Genomic DNA, 19,272 nt, shown 5'->3' with positions numbered 1-19,272 from the left:
TACTATGACGGCGTTCGTCAGGGCGAGAGGAATTTAAGCATTATATGGAGGGATTTGGAATAACAAACTCGATGCTCCCCGCGCGCGAGAGAAACTTATAAATTCCTAGCATATGACGAAAAAGCCTTGGAAAGACTGGCGTCTCTCCAAGGCTTTGCAAACGATGGCTGAGTTAGATCAAACCATTCGGTATTATCTACCTTGCCGACGGGCTCGATTGCCCGGGGCGCACGTATCTCGGCCATATCGCTACCGCCGAGACGACGCACACGACGATGCTAATCCCGCCGCAGCAAATATAAATCGGCGTAAAGTACGGAAGCGCCTCCGCCCATACAAAATCGATTACGCTGCGCCAGGTGACGATGCCATTGCCGCCGCCGTCACCTCCTGCCGCAACGAATACCGACCCGATAAACAGAATGCCCAACCGTTCGCCCATCACCAGCGTGAGGCCGAACGCGAATGCTTGCCGGATCGAACGTCCCCATTGTTGGTAGACGTACAGCCCGGCGAGCGCATACGGAACGACCAACATGGCCGCGCCGATCCAGACCTGGGCCAGATCGTACCGATCGATCGGCTGGCGGGATAGCATTGCGCACATCGTCGCGGACGCGAAGAAGCACAGCGCATAGGCGCTTGCGATCGCGAACCAGCCGTTCACATATTTAATCATCGTCCCGCTTCGAACGGTTCGCGTCTTCGTAGTTATCCTCTTCATCGACAAACGTATGTTCAATATTGTCCATGATCTCCTCGACGACCGGATCGATCGAATCCGTCGCCGATATGTCCTCGCGGTACGGGACAATCGGTATGCCTGCCGTATCGACGGCCGTCTGGTCATCTCGCTTCTTTCCTGTTTCGTTCGGGTTCATGCGAATCCTCTCCTTTGCCTAACCGCTAATGGAATCATTTGGTGTAGGGTTTCCGAATGGTCCATTGGATATGTAAGAAACGATTGGTTACATCTATTCTTACAGCGATCGCGCAGGTCCGAAACAAGCCTCTACGCTTAAGCGGCGCAAGCACCCGCAACGCAAAAAGCCCGGTCGTCTATTTGGACGAACCGAGCTTCTTGGGCATGACGAGCTTGTAGCCGACGCCGCGGATTGATTCGATCTGCACCGACTGCTGACCGAGCTCCAGCTTCTTGCGCAGCGAGCTGACGTGCACGTCGACCGTGCGCTGACCGCCGATGTAGTCGAAACCCCAGACGACATTCATCAGATCGTCGCGGGTAATGACCATGCCGGGGCGTTGCACGAGATAAAGCAATACTTCGAATTCCTTCGGACGAAGCGGCACGGTCTCCCCGGCTAGAATTACCTCGTATCGCTCGGGGAATATCGACAGCTCCCCGGCGGAGATAACTCTATCCGAAGATTCCGATGCCTTGCCGTCCTGCTCCGGCCCGGTGCGCCGAAGCACGGCCGATACGCGGGCGAGCAGCTCCGCGACGCCGAACGGCTTCGTAATATAATCGTCGGCGCCGCGCTTCAAGCCCTGCACGACTTCCTCCTCGGCGTTGCGCGCCGTCAGGACGATGACCGGCGTGCCGTTGCCGCTTTGGCGCAGACGCGATAAGATCTCGAATCCGTTCATGCCAGGCAGCATAATATCCAGAATAATAAGGTCAAACGAACGCTGCAATGCTGCCTGCAGCCCCTCTACGCCATGCTCGATTACCGTTGTGTCGTACCCTTCTTGCGTCAGGTTGTAGGAAAGCAATCGCGCGAGCGTCGGTTCGTCTTCGATGACTAACACCTTTTGCGACATGAGAACCCCCAAGTTTCGCATTGTTTTGCAATATTTTTGGCTTCTTTACAAGCCAATCATATCATTCTATGAAGAGCGGGTAAACCTTTATCTCTCTACCCGCTCTCCCTCAATCTATTGAATTACCGGCATATCGATGATGAACGTCGAGCCGATTCCGACCGAGCTCTCGACCGAAATCGTGCCATGATGCAGCTCGACCAAGTGCTTGACGATGGACAATCCGAGGCCTGTACCGCCCGAACTCCGCGAACGCGCCTTATCGACGCGGTAGAATCGCTCGAAGATGCGAGGCAGATCTTTCTTCGGAATGCCGATACCCGTATCCGAAATGCTGATGCGAATGTAGTCGTAGTCCTGTTCGTCCCCTCCGCTCACGGGGCGTCCGTCGACGAGCGGCTGCACGCTGATCGACACCTTGCCGCCTTCCGGCGTATAGCTAATGCCGTTAGCGAGCAGGTTCATGACGATTTGACGCAACCGATCTTCGTCCGCTTCCACGAACAGTCCCGGCTCGACCCGCATCGACAGATCGATATGCTTGCGCGCCGCTTCGGATGTCATCACTTCCACCGTCTTCGAGATGAACGACGGGAGCTCGATCGGCGAGAACTGCAGCGGCACCCGCCGCGATTCGATCTTCGACAGCTCGAGAATATCGCCGATCAGCCGGTTGAGACGTTCGCTCTCGTCATAGATGATCTGCAGGAACGACTTCGTGATCTCCGGGTCATTCACCGCGCCGCTCAGCAGCGTCTCGGCAAATCCCTTCACGGCCGCCACCGGCGTCTTCAGCTCATGAGACACGTTGGCGACGAACTCGCTGCGCATCCGCTCGAGACGCCGGATCGCCGAGACGTCCTGCAGGACGAGCAGTACGCCGCCGAATTCCGAGCCGTCTTCGAAGATCGGGACCAGGTTCAAATCAAGCAGCCGTTCCTCGGGGAAATAGAACGTGATTTCTTCGCGAACGTGATCCCGGTGCTCCAGCCCGTCCTGAATAATCTGCGTCAGCTCGTACTGCTGTTTGGCTTCCGTATAATGACGGCCGACCATCTCTCCGGCATGAAAACCGAGCACTTCCTCCGCCCGTCGGTTGATCAGCACCATCCGCCCCGCGCGATCGATCATGACGATGCCGTTGATCATATTGTCCAAGACGCTCTCCAACTGATTCTCGTTCTGATGAATGCGCGCCATCTGAATTTGCAGACTCTCGGCCATCGCGTTGAGGGCTTGTCCGAGCTCGCCGATCTCGTCGTGATTTTTCACGTTGACCCGTGCTTGATAATCCAGACTCTTGATGCGTTTGGCCACCGCCGTGATCTGCTCCAGCGGCCTCGTCAGCCCGCTTGCCAGCCGATAGCTGACCAGTGCCGCGACGACGAACAGCACGAGCAATCCGATCACGAGCGCGCTCCAAATTCGGCTCATGCTCGCCTCGACGGTCGCCAGGCTAAGCGCCAACCGAATATAGCCTTTATCGGGCTGTCCGCGTACCGCCTCGATCGCGACATACAATAAATTCTCGTCCAGCGTATCCGAGTGGCGGATCGCGCGGCCGACGCCTTCGCGTCCCGCCTCCACGATCTCCGTCCGTTCGGCGTGATTATCCATCGTGCGGGCATCGTGATCCGAATCGCCGAGCACGACGCCATCGCCGCGAATGAACGTGACGCGCGACTCGGTCGTCTCCTTCAAATGCCGTGCCTGCTCGGAATAATAATCGAATGGCGTTCCGGCGTCGCTGCCCTGCCAATCCATCCCGTCCAGAATTATGCGCATTTCCCGAACCATGCTGGCTTCCAGCGCGTTAATATGATTTTGCTTGAACGTATTGCCCATCACAATGCCCGCGGCCAGCACCGACAAGCCGATCAGCGCGACCATCGCGAAGGTCAATCGAAACCGAAAACTATTCATTTTCCGCATCCCCCACCGTTTCCTGTCCCCTATCGTACTCGTCATGGGCTATGAACGCCAGCCTTCCGATTGTAAAGTTTGTGTAAAACGGCATGGTGCAGCGTTGCAAGCGGCTGCTGGATCAGAATCGACAGGACGACGGGAACCGCCGCGAGCGGACTGAAGTATCCCATGGCCAGCACGATGCCGAGCGAAATATTGCGCATGCCCGAAGCGTACGAGACCGTCGTGAGCAACTCCCGGTTCCGATAGGGCAGCGCGCCTAGGAAGCCGACAGCGTAGCAAAGTCCGACCATCACGACCGCCAGCGGCACGATCCGCATCAGATCGCCCTTCAGCGCCGAAGCCTGAGGCGCGATCGCCGCCGCGTTCAACAGTACGACGAGCGCGAAGCAGATCTTCGAGAGTGGCGCCGCGTAGGGCTGAATCGCCGGCTGTATGCGCCCTTTGGTCAGATCGTGCAGCAGGACGCCGATAACGGTTGGCACCACGATAATTGTCAACAAATCCACGATCATCTGCGCCGTATCTGTCTCGACGCTCTCGCGGAACAAGAGATGAATGCCGGTCGGCACGACGAATGGACTTAACGCGGAGTCGATGACGACCATGGCCAGAATCAACGGAACGCTGCCGCCCGACATGCCGACCCACAGCACGGTCGAGACTCCGAGCGGGATGATCGTGAACAATACGAAACCGACGACGTACGGGGAGTCCGCGCCGAAGATCAGCGCGCCGAGTCCGTACGCGATAAGCGGGGACACGATATGGGTCAGGACGAACGTCCACGCCATTACGCCGGGCCGCTTCATCACCGTCGCGAGATGCTTCATTCCGCAGCCGATCGCCATCACGAACGTCACATAGGCGAACAAGTACGGGACGGTGCCGGCGAATCGCGCAAGCGCCCCCGAAAAAAGAAATCCCAGGATGAGGCATCCCGGGATAATGAGAAACATCCATTGTTCGAATTTCTTATTGAATGCCAGGCCGAAATTGCGCACGCGCATCCCTCATTTATGTCTAGACTTGGGCCATCGCCGCGGCGGATGGTTTATTTGAACACCGGCTCCTTGAATTCGGCCAGCTTCGCGAACGAATCCTTATCCACGTCGGCGTGCAAGCTATTGCCATGCGAGTCCATCGTGACGATCGCGGCGAACCCTTCGGTCTGCAAATGCCACATCGCCTCCGGAATGCCGAACTCCATGAAGTCGACGCCGTTGACGTTCTTGAAACACTCAGCGTAGTATTGCGCCGCGCCGCCGATCGCGTTCAAGTACACCGCGCCGTGTTCCTGAAGCGCCTTCAGCGTCTTCGGTCCCATGCCGCCCTTGCCGATGACCGCGCGGATGCCGAACTTCTTGATGATGTCGCCTTGGTAAGGCTCCTCGCGGATGCTCGTCGTCGGGCCGGCCGCCTTCACGTGCCATTGTCCCGCTTCGTCCTTCAGCATGACCGGGCCGCAATGATAGATGGCCGCCCCGTTCAGGTCGACCGGCGCGTCGTGGTCCATCAGATGCTTATGCAGCGCGTCCCGGCCGGTATGCATCTCGCCGTTGATGATGACGACGTCGCCGACCTTGAGCGAGCGGATCTGCTCTTCGGTGATCGGCGTGTTCAACACCACCTCGCGGCGTTCGGCTTGCGCTGACACCGCGGCGGCCGCCTCGTCCGCTCCGGCGTGCTTCATCGGCGTATCCGATCCGGACGGGTAGATCCACGAGTTGATCTCGCCCGTCTCCGCGTTCAGGAGCGCGCCTTGACGGCGGTATGCCCAGCAGTTATACGCGACGGAGACGAAGAAGCTCGCCGGCAGGCGGTTCATGACGCCGACTTTGCAGCCGAGCAGCGTCACGTTGCCGCCGAAGCCCATCGTGCCGATGCCGAGCTTGTTGGCATGCTCCAGCACGTAGTCCTCCAGCTGCGCCAGCTCCGGAATGTCGTTCGCGTCGTCGACGGGGCGGAACAGCTGCTGCTTGGCCAGCTCGTAGCCGGTCGTGCGGTCGCCGCCGATGCCGACGCCGATGAAGCCCGCGCTGCAGCCTTGGCCCTGCGCCTGGTACACCGCGTGCATGATGCACTTGCGGATGCCGTCGAGATCGCGTCCCGCTTTGCCCAGTCCTTCCAGCTCGGTCGGCAGGCTGTACTGAATGTTCTTGTTCTCGCAGCCGCCGCCTTTGAGGATTAAGCGTATATCGATATCGTCGTTCTCCCACTGCTCGAAGTGGATGACCGGCGTGCCGGGGCCGAGGTTGTCGCCCGTGTTCGCGCCCGTCAGCGAATCGACCGAGTTCGTGCGCAGCTTGCCGTCCTTCGTCGCCCGCGCGATCGCGCTGCGAATCAGCTTCTTCATGACGATCTGATTCGCTCCGACCGGCGTATGCACGACGAACGTCGGCATCCCGGTATCTTGGCAAATCGGGGAGACGTTGCATTCGGCCATCTCGATATTCGTCGCGATCGTGGACAGGGACAAGCCGGCGCGCGTGGCGCGGTCTTCCGCTTCCTGCGCGGCCTGAATCACCTTGCGGACGTCGCCCGGCAGGTTCGTGGAGGTTTCGACGATGAGCTTGTAAACGCTCTCTTCAAAATGTTGCATAAACGATGGTGCTCCTCTCTCTATTCGTAAAACTGGTATAATACTATAATAGCATAGACCTCCGCGATAGGAGAACCATCCGCAAGGGAGAGAGAACGCGCTTGGAAAATCACTTTGTCGCTTACCTGTACCGGCTGCGATATATAAAAAGATGGAGCCTCATGCGCAACACGACGCGCGAGAACGTCGCCGAGCATTCCTATCACGTCGCGCTGCTCGCCCACCTGCTGTGCGAGATCGGCAACCGCGTGTACGGCCGCTCGCTGAACGCCGACCGCGCGGCGACGATCGCCTTATTCCACGACGCAACCGAAGTGTTCACCGGAGATATCCCGACGCCGGTCAAGCATCACAACCCGCGCATGCTCTCGAATTTCCGGGAACTCGAGGCAATGGCCGGCGAGCGGCTGATGGGCATGGTGCCGGACCCGCTGAAGGCCGCCTACGAGCCGTTGCTGCGCGAGCTCGCCCAGCACGCGCCGGATGCGGCGACGCACGATGCGGAGGAGCTGGAGCTGCGGCGCATCGTCAAGGCGGCCGACCTGCTCGACGCCTATATCAAGTGCCTGTCCGAGCTGTCCTCCGGCAACCGCGAATTCGCCGTGGCCAAAGGTCAAATCGAACAGTCGCTCGCCAAATTGGGCATGCAGGAGACCGAATGGTTCCTCGATCATATGGCCAGCGCCTTCAGCAAGACGCTCGACGAATTGTCCGAAGGCGAGTGAACCGCCATCCCGCCGCGGAAGACCGCAAGCCAAGGTGAAACCGTTGGCGCCGTCTAAGCTGCGGCGCGCGTTTCGTGAAACGAAATCCCCGAAGAATGGGCATCTGCCCGTTTTTCGGGGATTTTTTTGCGTGCCGTTGACATTTATTGTTCGCCCAGACTATAATTTGATCGAGTAATCAGTTTTATGATTACAAAGTCAATTTACAATTTACCCGACCAACCAAATCATTGAACCCTCATCCAAACCGTCGTCGCGTTGTCGTCCGAGGAAGCATCAACAATCGCCAGCAAAGGGGAAATGAACATGAACGATTCACAAGATTCGAAAGCAAGTTCCACGTTCGTTAAGGATTCGGACCGCAAGTGGTTCGCGGCGTTAAGCGCAGCCGCGGGCATTATCGCCCTAGGGGCCGTCTGGTATTTCTACGCCGACAATTGGCAAGCCGGCGATCTTCCTTGGTACGGCTGGATCCAGCCGGCGCTCATGGCGCTGGGCGGCATTATGGCGCTAGCGGCTTCTCCGCTCATTCTCGCGCGAAGCGAGCACGGCAAGCCGTTGTTTCAGATGGCGCTCGGCATGATTCCGGTCGTTTTCGCGCTCCGCCTGCTGATCGTCGTCGTCTTCTTGGTCGGCCGGTTGTTCGATGGTTCGATATTCGACCGCATGCCCGAACACATTGAAGCCAGTCCGCTCAAAATCGCGATTAACGCTGCAGTTGTCATCGCCATCATTCAGCTCGTAAAATGGAGCAAGAAAGCCAAATCGAACTCGAAATGACCGACTAGCCGCATGCACGCCGAAGGTTGCCCCCGGAGGCCGCGATTCATGAAGCATGCTCCGCTGTCGGGGGAGGAAATTACCCATGAGCAAGAAGACCGAAGAGAAGCAATCGTTCATTACGGAAGCCCGGCGCGCCCAGATCGTCGACGCGGCCATCACGACGCTCGACGAAATCGGGTTCGCGAATGCGAGCCTTGCGCAAATCGCCAAACGGGCCGGCATCAGCACGGCGCTCATTTCCTATCACTTCAGGGATAAGAACGAACTGATGGACTACACGCTGATGGCGCTAGTCGGCGATTCGGCCGGTTACGTCCTGGAGCGAACGGGCGGGGCATCCTCGAACATAGAGAAGCTGCACACCTATATTGCCGCCAGTCTCGCCTACCAGGCTACCCGTCCTAGACACAGCACCGCGCTGATCGAAATCATTTTCCATTCGCGAACGCCGGACAATGTCCCGTATTATAAAATCGGCGATGACGACGAAGATCCGCTCGCGGCCGAACTGCAGCGTATCCTGGTCGAAGGACAGACGCGAGGGGAATTCCGCGCATTTAACGTGGAGGTCATGGCTTCCGTGATTCAGGGCGCGATCGGCGAATATATGTTCAATAAGAAGTTGACGGACACCGTCGACCTGGAAGCCTACAGCGACGAGCTAATATCGCTGTTTGATCGCATGGTGCAAAGCGATAACCGGGCAGAATAAGACGAGCCTCAAACCTGCATACAACAAAAAATCCCCTGCCGCACGCCTTTAGGCGCTGGCAGGGGATTTGCGGTTATGTAGGCCGGTCTATGGAGAACAATCGGCCTAGCGACGCATAGTCGTGACCGGCCATCCGGCTCACCGGCTGCAGCTTGCCGGCGTCGATGCGTCCGTTCTGGTACACGCTCTCCGAGACGTGGAACCGGACGACGCGCGCGATGAGCAGATCGCCCGTCGGTTCCGTCTCGCCCGGCCGGCTCAGCGGCACGACCTGATCCAGCACGCACTCCATCCGGATTTTGGCTTCGGCGAGACCCGGAACCGCGATCGCTTCGCTCGGTACGGCCGTCAAGCCGGCAAGCTCCGCTTCGCTCTCCTCCGGCGGCAGACTGGCGGCCGTCGCATTCGCCTGGGCGACGTTATCCTCGTCGACGATGTGGATGACGAGCTCGCCCCTGGCGATCGTGTTGCGGGCGGTGTCTTTCATCTCGCCCCCCTTGCGCTGGACCGACACGCCGAGCAGCGGCGGATTGCTCGAGACGATGGAGAAGTAGCTGAACGGCGCGGCGTTCAGCACGCCGTTCTCCGAGAGCGTCGTCACCCAGGCGATGGGCCTAGGGACGACGCTGCCGATCATCAGCTTGTAGACGTCGCGTTCGCTATGGAGCGCCGGATCGATCGTAATCATCGACCGACACCGGCGCCGAAGGACGCCTGGAACCATTCCGCCGCCGCCTGCGCCTCGGTGCGGGTCAGCTGATGGCCGGCCTGCTCCCAATGCGCGGTTATGGCGGCGCCCGCGGCTTCCAGCAGCGAGATCAGCTCATCCGATTCGGAACGGGTGCAGATCGGATCGTTCGTACCGGCGCCGATGAACACCGGCACGCCGTTCAAGGACGGGATCTCCACGCCGCGCCGCGGCACCATCGGATGATGCAAGATCGCGCCGCGCAGCGAGTTCGCGTGATGGAACAGCAGGCTGCCCGCGATATTCGCTCCGTTGGAATAGCCGACCGCGACGACGTTGCCGCGGTCGAATCCATGCTGGGCGGCGGCTTCGTCCAAGAAGCGATTCAGTTCTTCCGTGCGAGCGATCAGATCCTCGATATCGAACACCCCTTCAGCCAGCCGGCGGAAAAACCGCGGCATGCCGTTCTCCAGCACGTTACCTCTGACGCTGAGCAGCGGAGAAGCGGGCGAAATCATCCGCCCGAGTCCCAGCAAATCCCGTTCCGTTCCGCCCGTGCCGTGAAGCAGCAGCAGCGTCGGCGCATTCGCGTCCGTTCCCGGTTCGAAAATATGTCTCATTGTTCATCACCCTCCAATACGCGTACTTGAATTGGCAGCAGATTGCCTTCGATTGCCGCACGGTGCGGCTCATACCATTCGGGCAGCATCACTTTCTCGCCGAGCGTCTCCGGCGCCTCGTCGCGGGCGAAGCCCGGAGGATCGGTCGCGATCTCGAACAGGATGCCGCCGCCTTCCCGGAAGTAAACGGCATTGAAGTATTGACGGTCTACGATCGGCGTCGGGCCGAGGTCGTGGCCGGCTACCTGTTCCCGCCATGCTTCGTGCTCCTCGAAATCTTTCGCGCGCCATGCGATATGGTGAACGGTGCCCGCGCCGCCCGCGCCCCAGGCCATATTTTCCAGCCGAACATCTATGATGTTACCGAGATTCCCGTCGGATTGGAAGCGGGCGTAGCCATTTTCCTCGCCGACTTTAGCAAGTCCCATGACATTCACGAGCACATCCGCCGTCTGCGCATGGTTGACGCTGTACAGAATCGCGCCGCCGAAGCCTTTGATCGCTTTGTCGGCCGGTACGCCGCCGAACGACCATTGGCTAGGTTCGCCTTCGCTGCGCTCCACCAGCTCCAGCTGCAAGCCTTCATTATCGACGAACTGGAGGAACGTTTCGCCGAAGCGAGCGGTCTGCTCCGCTTTCACGCCGAGTTTCGCAAGCCGCTCCGCCCAGAAGCCGAGGGTTCCTTCCGGAATGACGTATGTCGTCGTCCCGACCTGACCGCCGCCAATCCGGCCTCTGCGGGAGTTCGGCCACGGGAAGAACGTGATGATCGTGCCGGGGCTGCCGTTCTCGTTGCCGAAATAGAGGTGGTACACTTCAGGCGCATCGAAGTTGATCGTTTTTTTGACCAGTCTCAAACCGAGCACGCCTGCGTAGAAATCGACGTTCGCTTGCGGATCACTGGCAAATGCGGTGATATGGTGGATACCGGATGTACGAAGAGTCATAAAAAATCGCTCCTTTGGGGCTCCAATGAGCCTTGTTTAGTTTGTATTTCAAGTAAAAGCAGTTTAGTGTCAACTGCTAACTATGCAAATCCGTCTACCGTTAAGATTTCTTCTCTATTGACATTATCCGCCGCCTCCTTGAACTTCAATATTCATTATCTTTGATTTAAGATATTAGGCCAGTGGAAAGCAGCCTTATTTGCCCGCTGCCTTGTCTGGCCTTACCGACATGCGTCTATCCGGCGCCGCTGCCCTTGCCAAGCTTCTTAAGCAGTTCGGTCATCAATCGCTTCTCTTCGCTGTCCAGCCCTGCCGTCAATCCGTGTATGACTTCCGCGTGCGGTGGAAAGATACGATCGAACAGCTCGGTTCCCGCTTGGGTGATCTCGGCGAACGTGACGCGCCGATCATCCGGACAAGGAACCCGCTTCAGCAGTCCGCGATTCTCGAGCTTGTCGATATTGTAGGTGACGCTGCCGCTCGTGACGAGAATCTTGCTCCCGATCTGCTGCAGCGGAATTCGTCCTTTGTTGTACAGCACTTCGAGAATCGTAAATTCCGACGGCGACAGATGGTGCTGCTTCATGTCCTTCATCGCCTGATCCATTAGCGTCTTGTAGGCTTTGGACAATACGACGAACAGCTTGAGCGACACCGCTTGTTCGTCATCGAGTTCGATCGGCATCGTTTCCACCGCTCCTTTCCCGCTGCTTTGCTTTGGATTTAATTATCTCGAATTAAAGATAACGCAATTTAAAAGCTTTGTCAACACCTCTTGCTTAAATTGTTTCCCGAATCGTTTCCTCTCATTCCTCCGTTCACGAACCAGCGAAGATCGCCGCCCTGCCAAGCGCTTTCTTCTAATGAAAAAGAGCCGTACCCTTATCGTTCCCGACGAGGTTGCGGCTCTTCCTTCTAAATAATGCCGATGAATACGCGCTCTGTTATTGCCAGCGCCACCCGAGCGGATATTGCTCGGAGATGCGCAGCGGCAGCCGGCCTACCGGCGCAAGCTCCCCCGTCAGCGCCTTGGCCGCGGCCTCCAGCGCGAGCGGACGGCATTCGTAGACGGCCAGGAACGCCTTCACGTCCGGGAACAGCAGCAGATCGAGCGGATTGCGCACCGAGACGGCGACCGTGCGATCCGGCGCCAGCTCCGCGAGCTTGGCGGCCATGACGCGCTCCGCCGGGAACTTCGCCGCGTCATAGCTGACGAATACGATTTGCTCGAACTGCTCGAGTCCCTCGAGCGCGTCGGGATCGGTCACCTTGCGCTCGGTCACGTCGGCGAGACGGTGCGCCAGCCTCGCGCCGAGCGTCCCGTCCTCGGAGAGCATCTCGTCGGCGACGGATACCGCGACGATCTCCGGCCAGAGCACGAGCGTCTTCGCTTCGTTGCGCAGCGGTATCAGGCCGCCTTCGTTCTTAACGAGCGTTACCGACGCTTCGCTCCACTTCTCCACGCTCCGGCGCTGCTCTAGCGTATCGAGGCTCGCCTCGATCTCCGCCCAAGGCTTCAGCGGCTCATACAGCCCGCGCTTCGCCTTCGCCGCCAGAATCCGCTTCACGGACGCGTCGATCCGCTCCTCCGACAGCTCGCCGCTCGCGACCGCCGCTTCGACCGCCGCCAGCGCCTCGCGGTGCTTGGCCGGGGTATGCGAGACGAGCACCATGTCCGCGCCCGCCTGCAGCGCCATGACCGAGCCTCGGCCGGGACCGTAATTCTTATCGATCGCGTCCATCTCCAGGCAGTCCGTGATAATGATGCCCTGGTAGCCGATATCCTCGCGGAGCAGGCCGCTCAGAATCGGCCTCGACAGCGTGGAAGGCACGCCGGACGGATCGAGCGCCGGCAAGCCGACGTGCGCGGTCATGACGAAATCGGCGTCTCCCGCCGTTCTGCGGAACGGCACCAGCTCGATCTCCTCCAGCCGCGCGCGGTCATGCGCCAGCAGCGCGAGCGCGTGATGCGAGTCGACGTTCGTGTCGCCGTGGCCCGGGAAATGCTTCACCGTCGCCGAGACGCCCGCGCTCTGGTAGCCCCGCACCGCGGCAAGGCCGAATTCGCTTACCAGTTCGGCGTTGTCGCCGTAAGAGCGAACGTTGATGACCGGATTATCCGGGTTGTTGTTGACGTCCACGACCGGCGCGAAGTTCAAATTCACGCCGACCGCGCGCAGCTGCTCGCCGCTGATGCGCGCGGTATCGCCCGCCGCTTCGGCGTCGCCCGTGGCGCCTAGCGCCATATTGCCGGGCGTCAGCGTTATGCCCTTCACCAGACGGGCGACCATGCCGCCTTCCTGGTCGATCGCGATGAACATCGGCACGCGGCCGGCCTTCCGGCTGGCTTCGTTCAAGCTTTGCGACAGCTGGTGCACCTGTTTGGCATCGGCGATATTGCGCGTGAAGTAGATCACGCCGCCTACGCCATAGCGCTCGATTAAATCCAATATTTCCGGAGCCGGCTCGTATCCCTGGAAGCCGAATACGAACAGTTGGCCAATCTTTTCTTTCAAACTCAGTTTGCTTACGTCTTGCGTCATCGTCGGTCTCTCTCCCTTGTCCTGCGTCGGAACTGTTCGTTACAGATCGCCAGGCTCATTCTCGGCTGCTTGCCCTCCCTGCCGGGAGGTGCGAAACTCGGACGGGTTCTGTCCGGTGTATTTCATGAACACTTTCGTAAAATAACGTCGTTCGGCATAGCCGACTTCCTTCGCGATCTGCGAGACGCTGAGCGCCGTCTCGGCGAGCAGCGATTTGGCCCGCTCCATCCGCTCGCGCGTCACATATTCGATGAACGTCTCCCCATACGTCTGCTTGAACAGCAAGCTGAAGTGGGAGGTGCTGAGGCCAACGAAGGAAGCGGCCTCCTCCACGCTCAGATCGCGGAACAGATTGCGGTCGATGAACGCCTTCGCGTCGCCCATCTGACGGTGCGAATGCTTGCGCTTGTCGGTCGACCGGGCAACCCCGACGCTCGACGCCTGGCGGATCGCCGCCATGAGATCCTTGACGCAGAAGCGGCCGTCGAGCTTGCGCCAGAATACTTCTTCCTGATCGCGCGGCAGCAGGCCCGCTTCCTTCAGCTCCCGCATCAAGTGCAGCGCCACGAAGTGCAGCATCGCCCCCAGCCGCTCGGTCGGAATATCGCCGGCGTGCTGCATCTGGTCGGCCAGCCGGCTTAACTCGTCGTTCACCTTATCCGGATCGCCGCGCTTCAACCCGCCGACGAGCCGCTCTGCCGTATCCCACATGACGCGCTCCGGCTCGACCGCCGCGCTCTTCTCGCCGCCGAAGAATGCGAGGCCGTCTCCGCCGACGGCCAGCTGCATGCCGCGCTGCACCGTTTTGTAGGCGACCGCCAGATCCGTCAACGCCGCTTGCCTGGCGAATATCCCCGCGTTCAGCTTGTGCGCGGCCTCTTGACGGACCGCGCCCAGCAGGTGGCGCGTCCATTCCGCCATCTGTTCCTGACCGAGCTTTTCGCCGGCGTTCTGGATGAGCACGCACCACTCGCCGTCGCGCGTCTGGATGACCGCATGCGGCAACGCGGTCTTCTGCAGCGTCCGACGAAGCACGGAGATGATGGAGTAGTTCCACATTTTCCGTTCCTTGGCCGTCCATTCGCGCCAATCCTGGGCGTCCTCCGAGCCGACGTTCAGGTCGAGCACGATGACCGTGTATGCCGGATTGTCGATCTGTCCCTCCACGCCCGCCATCAGCAGGCTGTCCGACGTGATCACCGTGTAATCCATCAGCACGTCGTATAAAATTTTCTCGTTCGCCATATCGATCATCTGACCGATTTTACGCTCCTCGTCCTTCGCCTTGCGTCTTCTGGCCCGCTGCTCGTTCATGACTCGGGCGATGACGCCGGTCAGCTCGTCGTACGGAATGGGCTTCAGGACGTAATCCTTGACCCCGAATTGGATCGCCGCACGCGTGTACGTAAAGTCCTGATAGCCGGTCAGCATGATGACGTCCAGATCGAGCCCTTGCTCGCGAATGCGGCGCACGAGCTCCAGTCCGTCCATCACCGGCATCCGGATATCGCACAAAATCAAATCCGCCTTGTTCTGCTCCAGCAAATCGAGCGCTTCGACGCCGTTCTTCGCCGTCCCTGCTACCTCGAGGCCTAGCATTTCCCACGGAATGACCTTCTCTAGGTTGCGCGTAATATGCAGCTCGTCATCTACCAGCAGCACTCTGTTGTTCTGCGTCATCCTATCCATTCACCCCGTATTCGCGGAATCGTGATTCGTATGACCGTGCCGTACCCCGGCCAGCTGCAGACGATCATGCCGTAAGCCGGACCGTAATGGATGCGCAGCCGGTCGGCGACGTTGCGCATGCCAAGCCCGTTGCGCTCGCCTTCGCCGAGAGTCGGCGCGCCTTGATTCTCCTTCTCCATGCCGTTCAGCTTCCGCAGCGACGACTCGCTCATCCCGATCCCGTTGTCCCGTACCATGAACACGACCGCGCCGTCGATCACCTCGGCCGAGATCGTAATGATCCCGAGCTCCGTAAGTCCCTCGAAACCGTGCTGGATGCTGTTCTCGACGAGCGGCTGCAGCGACAGCTTCAAAATCGTGAATTCGAGCGCGTTGTCCGCGATGTCCAGCTCGTACGTAAAGACGTCTTCGAAGCGGTAATCCTGAATCTCCAGGTAGCTGCGCACGTGCTCGATTTCCTGCCGGACGGTAATGACCTCCGCCTGATGCATGCTCGTGCGCAGCAGATTGCTCAGCCGCCGCACCATGAGCATCACCTTGCGGCCGTCGTTCTGCGCGGCCAGCGCGTTGATCGACTCCAGCGTGTTGAAGAGGAAGTGCGGCTTGATCTGCGCCTGCATGAGCATCATCTCGGCGCGCTGCTTGCGCTCCTGCTCGTGGCGTACCTCCCGCAGCAGCCGGCCGATCGTCTCGACCATACTGTTGAACGAACGCGCCAGCAGCACCGTCTCGTCGCGGCCGTGCGCCGTCACGCGCGTATCCATCATCCCCTGCTCCACGAGGCGCATTTTGCGAACGACGCGGATGATCGCCTTGGCGATGCGGTTGACGAACAGCATATTGAACAGCACCGCCGAGAGCAGACAGAGCAGCGTGATTCCGCCGATCCACTGGAGAAATCGCATATTCTCGTTCGTCAGCGATTCCCAAGATTTGACCGAGACGAGCACCCATCCGCTGCGGTCGAGATTGTAAGCGGAGAACAGGACGTCCTGGCCGCTGAACCTGGCGCGTTCGCTCATGTACCCCGCGGCCGTGTTCACCTGCAAATCCGTTTGTTCCGCGATCGATTTCCCTTCCAGATGATACTCGCTGTCGAGCATGACCAAGCCGTTCTTGTTCAGAATCAAATACCGGGTCTGCGACGTATGGTCGTCGCCGAACAGCGTGAAATCCTGCAGCATCCGGTCCACCTCGTCCGTCTTGTACTGCGTGACCATGACGCCCAAGTCGTTGAATGATTCGGTATCCTTCACCAGCCGCATCTGGGTGAACAGCGGCACGTCGTCCCCGGTCAGCCCCTGCTCCTCGTAAGGGCCGATCCAGACCGGAAGACCGTTGCGCTTGACGACCTGATCGTAGATCGCATGGCCCTGCAGCTGGTCGAGCGCGATCGCCCGGAAGGTGGTCGGATCGTTCCGCGAAGCCAGATACTGCATATTATCCTTCGCGTACAAGACGACGATGCTGATGGCCGGATGCTGGAACAGCACGCGCGTCAGCTCCTTGTCCGCCTGGTTCTTCTTGATCTGCGCTTGCGGCTTCGTGATCTCGGCCCCGAGATTCGCCTTCAGCGGCTCCTGAATCCAGCTGTTCGTCACGCTGGCATCGGTGATTTGGTCCAGCTCCTTGAAGAAGAAGCGGATGTTGCCGCCGACGGCCTTCAAGGTGATCTCCGTCTGTTCGCTGTACTTCTTCTCGAGCAGATGCTCGGAATTCAAAAAGGAAACGATGCCAAGTCCGATCAAGGGAACGACGATCAGTCCGATGAAGGCGGCGAACAGCTTCACTCTTAAGTTCATATGCGATCGGCTCCTTCTAACGAACCTGCATGCTTACGGCGTCGCTTGGTTGGCGATGCGCTGCGTTTCCTGAATATGCGCGGCTACTTCCGACGGGGTCTTCACCTGGCCGATCAGTTCCTGCAGGCCGACGCCCAGGTCGGCGCCCACTTTCGGCTGGACGATCGAGTCGAACGCCTTCCAAGCCGACGACGCGTTCGCCAGCGTCCGCTGAACCTCCGACATGAGCGGATCGACGCCGGAGAGATCGGACATGCGCATCGAGGGCAGCACTTTGTCCTCGAGCAACGTGCGCTTCTGCGTCTCGACCGTGTAGAAGTTTCGGATGAACGCGACGATCATCGCCTTCTGATCCTCGCCCACGTTGGCGGAGAAGCCGAAGCCGTTCGAATAGCCTCCGTTAATCGACGTTTGGTCGCCCTGGCCGCCCGGAATCGCCGGGAACGTGAAGAACCCGATGTTGCCGTCCAGCTTGCCGGCCTCCGGCCCGACGAAGCGGTTCGCGTCCCACGTCCCGGTGAACACCATCGCCGCATCTCCGCGGAGGAACTGCGTGCCTTGCACCGCGTAAGGGAGTCCGAGCGAGCCGTCCGTGAAAAATTTCTTGTCCACGAGCTGCGCGAACGCCTCGAACGACTTCACGAAGCCCGGATCGGTCCACTTCGTTTCGCCCGTCCGCAGCTTGTAGAACGCGTCGATGCCGACGAACCGCTCCGCGATCGTGTTCCACATCATCCCGACGACCCATGCGTCCTTCGCGGCTTGCGCGAAGGGCACGATGCCCTCCGATTTGAGCACGTTGCCGACGTGAAGCAGCTCGTCCCAGGTTCGGGGCACCGTTAGATTAAGCTTCTCAAACAGCGCTTTGTTGTAGAACACGCCTTCGCAGTAGCCGCCGAACGGAAGGCCGTATATTTTCCCGTCGATCGTGAATTCGTCCAGGTTCGCGAAGTCGTCACGGATGCCGAGTTCTTCGATAATCGGCGTCAAATCCATCATTCGTCCGGCTTTGACGTATAACGCGAGATCCGCGCCGCCGAATACCTCGAAGATATCGGGCGGATTGCCTGCGGCCATCTCGGCCTTCAGTTTCTGGTCCCGGTTGACGACTTCGTCGATGCCCTCGAGCTCGAATTTCAAGCCCGGATTGTCCGCTTCCGTCTTCGCCACCACGTCCTGAAGAATTTTGAGCCTGACCTTGCTCGATTCCTTGATCTGCGTATGACGCAGCGTCAGATTGACGTCGTTGTACACCGTATTCCCGCCGGGAGAGTCCGTGCCGGTCTCATTCGTCCCCCCGGACGCGCAGCCGGCGAACGCCGTTGCGACGGCAACCGAGATGACGGTCATGGCTGTATACCGTTTGTTCATGAATGAGACCTCCTGTTTGATCGTCCCGGTATGCCGGCCCGCGCGCCGACAAAGCTTGCGTGCGGCAGCATCCGCGGAATAGGCAGAAGTGTAAAAGCATGCGCTTTCATACTATCGCGGCCGAATGCGGGCTCCTCGGCTAACGCTAGCGCCTTCCCCGGCCCCGGATCCCTTTCCACTTTCATTATAGCGGCGGAGGCCGCGAAGCAAGAGGACAAAATAAACCGGAGAGGGGACACATTTCTACGGATGCCCATGGTTCAACCACCTCTTCTTGATTGATTCGCGCAGGATCATTTGCCCGCCGGAATGGTCTTTGTTGCATGAAAGCCGCCCAACCCGCCCATGTTATGAGAGCGGGAGGTGAAGACATGTCAGGACGCAATAACAAACCGAAAAACAACGGACCGGCGGCCAGCCCGTCGCGTCTGGACCAGTTCGGCGACAAACTGTCGGACGATACGGCGGTACAGAAGCCGAGCAGCAAGAACGACTAAGCATCGTGTAATGCGTCTCTAGCCCCATGACGCTTCATTGTGCTTCTACTGTACCAGACAACCGGCGCATCGTGAAGCGGCCCGTTCTCAAGTTCCGGGCAAAGCGGCGCGGCGCTATGGTTTGTTCGGTGTGTATTCGACGAGAGCGGCGGATGCCGCATGTAGAACCCGTCTTCGCCTTGCCGCGAAGGCGGCGAACATGCGGTTGACCTTATTCAGGTTGTCCATCTCTTGCCCGTCGCAAAAAAAAGGATGATCCGACTGACGCGGATCGTCCTTTTTTGAAATTCAAGCGTTATTATGAAACGCGCATCGCCGCCCAAGACGTCGCCAGCCGTTTCGCCTTGTCTATTCCCCTACGCCTGACCGTTCTTCTCGCGCATGTCCGAGACCGACTGCCGCACCGCGCGGTAGAACGACCGCCAATGCGGCGCGACGTCATCGGGACCGTCGTCCGGCGCGAGCAACTCCGGCGCTTCGCTGCCCGGCTTGCGCCCGGACAGCGCCGCTTGGCGTTCGTCCCGTTCTTTGAGCGTGTTATTGTCTCCCTTACCGTTTTCCATCTTTAGTCCCTCATTCCCCGCC

At 59.4% G+C, this 19,272-nt stretch carries 19 protein-coding genes; 4 read left to right on the top strand and 15 right to left on the bottom strand.

The features are described 5' to 3' along the window. Positions 1–196 precede the first annotated feature (196 nt). The 6 genes from BCM02_RS32425 to BCM02_RS32400 form a co-directional block, all read right to left on the bottom strand. Positions 197–679 carry a hypothetical protein gene (locus BCM02_RS32425; RefSeq protein ID WP_148933275.1) on the bottom strand — a complete coding sequence of 161 codons (483 nt, stop codon included), beginning with the start codon at positions 677–679 and terminating at the stop codon, positions 197–199. Continuing rightward, on the bottom strand, positions 672–881 hold the full coding sequence (locus BCM02_RS32420; RefSeq protein ID WP_148933274.1) for a hypothetical protein: 210 nt from the start codon (positions 879–881) through the stop codon (positions 672–674). Before BCM02_RS32420 ends, BCM02_RS32425 begins: the two co-directional genes overlap by 8 nt. 178 nt (positions 882–1,059) lie before the next feature. Then, positions 1,060–1,782: a response regulator transcription factor gene (locus BCM02_RS32415; protein ID WP_148933273.1), complete on the bottom strand. Its 723-nt coding sequence runs from the start codon at positions 1,780–1,782 to the stop codon at positions 1,060–1,062. Between the two features lie 114 nt (positions 1,783–1,896). Continuing rightward, complete coding sequence (pnpS, locus tag BCM02_RS32410; RefSeq protein WP_148933272.1) at positions 1,897–3,705, bottom strand: two-component system histidine kinase PnpS; 1,809 nt, start codon at positions 3,703–3,705, stop codon at positions 1,897–1,899. Between the two features lie 41 nt (positions 3,706–3,746). After that, positions 3,747–4,712 carry a bile acid:sodium symporter family protein gene (locus BCM02_RS32405; RefSeq protein ID WP_148933271.1) on the bottom strand — a complete coding sequence of 322 codons (966 nt, stop codon included), beginning with the start codon at positions 4,710–4,712 and terminating at the stop codon, positions 3,747–3,749. 50 nt (positions 4,713–4,762) lie between these two features. After that, positions 4,763–6,310: a fumarate hydratase gene (locus BCM02_RS32400; protein ID WP_148933270.1), complete on the bottom strand. Its 1,548-nt coding sequence runs from the start codon at positions 6,308–6,310 to the stop codon at positions 4,763–4,765. Positions 6,311–6,411: 101 nt separating this feature from the next. Here BCM02_RS32400 and yfbR point away from each other — a divergent pair, with 101 nt between their 5' ends. The 3 genes from yfbR to BCM02_RS32385 all read left to right on the top strand — a co-directional run bounded on the left by yfbR (position 6,412) and on the right by BCM02_RS32385 (position 8,530). After that, on the top strand, positions 6,412–7,035 hold the full coding sequence (yfbR, locus tag BCM02_RS32395; protein WP_148933269.1) for a 5'-deoxynucleotidase: 624 nt from the start codon (positions 6,412–6,414) through the stop codon (positions 7,033–7,035). A gap of 306 nt (positions 7,036–7,341) precedes the next feature. After that, positions 7,342–7,815, top strand: coding sequence for a hypothetical protein (locus BCM02_RS32390; protein ID WP_148933268.1), 474 nt, complete (start codon positions 7,342–7,344; stop codon positions 7,813–7,815). A gap of 85 nt (positions 7,816–7,900) precedes the next feature. Continuing rightward, positions 7,901–8,530, top strand: a complete 630-nt coding sequence (locus tag BCM02_RS32385) for a TetR family transcriptional regulator (protein ID WP_148933267.1) — start codon at positions 7,901–7,903, stop codon at positions 8,528–8,530. Between the two features lie 73 nt (positions 8,531–8,603). Here BCM02_RS32385 and BCM02_RS32380 read toward each other — a convergent pair whose 3' ends face one another. The 8 genes from BCM02_RS32380 to BCM02_RS32345 form a co-directional block, all read right to left on the bottom strand. Further along, a complete protein-coding gene (locus BCM02_RS32380) occupies positions 8,604–9,218 on the bottom strand; it encodes a flavin reductase family protein (RefSeq protein ID WP_148933316.1) in 615 nt (204 codons plus the stop codon). After that, a complete protein-coding gene (locus BCM02_RS32375; RefSeq protein WP_148933266.1) occupies positions 9,215–9,838 on the bottom strand; it encodes an alpha/beta hydrolase in 624 nt (207 codons plus the stop codon). Before BCM02_RS32375 ends, BCM02_RS32380 begins: the two co-directional genes overlap by 4 nt. Continuing rightward, positions 9,835–10,785 (bottom strand): ring-cleaving dioxygenase, encoded by a 951-nt coding sequence (locus tag BCM02_RS32370; RefSeq protein WP_148933265.1) that lies wholly within the window; start codon positions 10,783–10,785, stop codon positions 9,835–9,837. Before BCM02_RS32370 ends, BCM02_RS32375 begins: the two co-directional genes overlap by 4 nt. Positions 10,786–11,020: 235 nt before the next feature. After that, the gene (locus BCM02_RS32365) at positions 11,021–11,470 is read right to left on the bottom strand and encodes a MarR family winged helix-turn-helix transcriptional regulator (protein WP_148933264.1); all 450 of its coding nucleotides are present in this window, start codon (positions 11,468–11,470) and stop codon (positions 11,021–11,023) included. A 259-nt stretch (positions 11,471–11,729) separates the two neighbouring features. Then, the gene (locus tag BCM02_RS32360; protein WP_148933263.1) at positions 11,730–13,328 is read right to left on the bottom strand and encodes a glycoside hydrolase family 3 protein; all 1,599 of its coding nucleotides are present in this window, start codon (positions 13,326–13,328) and stop codon (positions 11,730–11,732) included. A 39-nt stretch (positions 13,329–13,367) separates the two neighbouring features. Beyond that, on the bottom strand, positions 13,368–15,008 hold the full coding sequence (locus BCM02_RS32355) for a response regulator (protein ID WP_148933262.1): 1,641 nt from the start codon (positions 15,006–15,008) through the stop codon (positions 13,368–13,370). Next, the gene (locus tag BCM02_RS32350) at positions 15,005–16,819 is read right to left on the bottom strand and encodes a cache domain-containing sensor histidine kinase (RefSeq protein ID WP_148933261.1); all 1,815 of its coding nucleotides are present in this window, start codon (positions 16,817–16,819) and stop codon (positions 15,005–15,007) included. Before BCM02_RS32350 ends, BCM02_RS32355 begins: the two co-directional genes overlap by 4 nt. A 33-nt stretch (positions 16,820–16,852) precedes the next feature. After that, positions 16,853–18,190, bottom strand: a complete 1,338-nt coding sequence (locus BCM02_RS32345; RefSeq protein ID WP_148933260.1) for an ABC transporter substrate-binding protein — start codon at positions 18,188–18,190, stop codon at positions 16,853–16,855. Between the two features lie 371 nt (positions 18,191–18,561). On the opposite strand from BCM02_RS32345, the gene BCM02_RS36435 reads away from it, so the two are divergent. Then, on the top strand, positions 18,562–18,687 hold the full coding sequence (locus tag BCM02_RS36435; protein WP_281288269.1) for a hypothetical protein: 126 nt from the start codon (positions 18,562–18,564) through the stop codon (positions 18,685–18,687). Between the two features lie 356 nt (positions 18,688–19,043). Here the strand turns inward: BCM02_RS36435 and BCM02_RS32340 are convergent, their stop codons facing one another. Further along, the gene (locus tag BCM02_RS32340) at positions 19,044–19,250 is read right to left on the bottom strand and encodes a hypothetical protein (protein WP_148933259.1); all 207 of its coding nucleotides are present in this window, start codon (positions 19,248–19,250) and stop codon (positions 19,044–19,046) included. Positions 19,251–19,272 lie beyond the last annotated feature (22 nt).

The organism is Paenibacillus methanolicus, from assembly GCF_008124765.1.
GTDB classification, from domain to species: domain Bacteria; phylum Bacillota; class Bacilli; order Paenibacillales; family Paenibacillaceae; genus Paenibacillus_Z; species Paenibacillus_Z methanolicus.
Note: the sequence above shows the minus strand (reverse complement) of the source record. Positions and strands in the feature narration are given on the sequence as shown.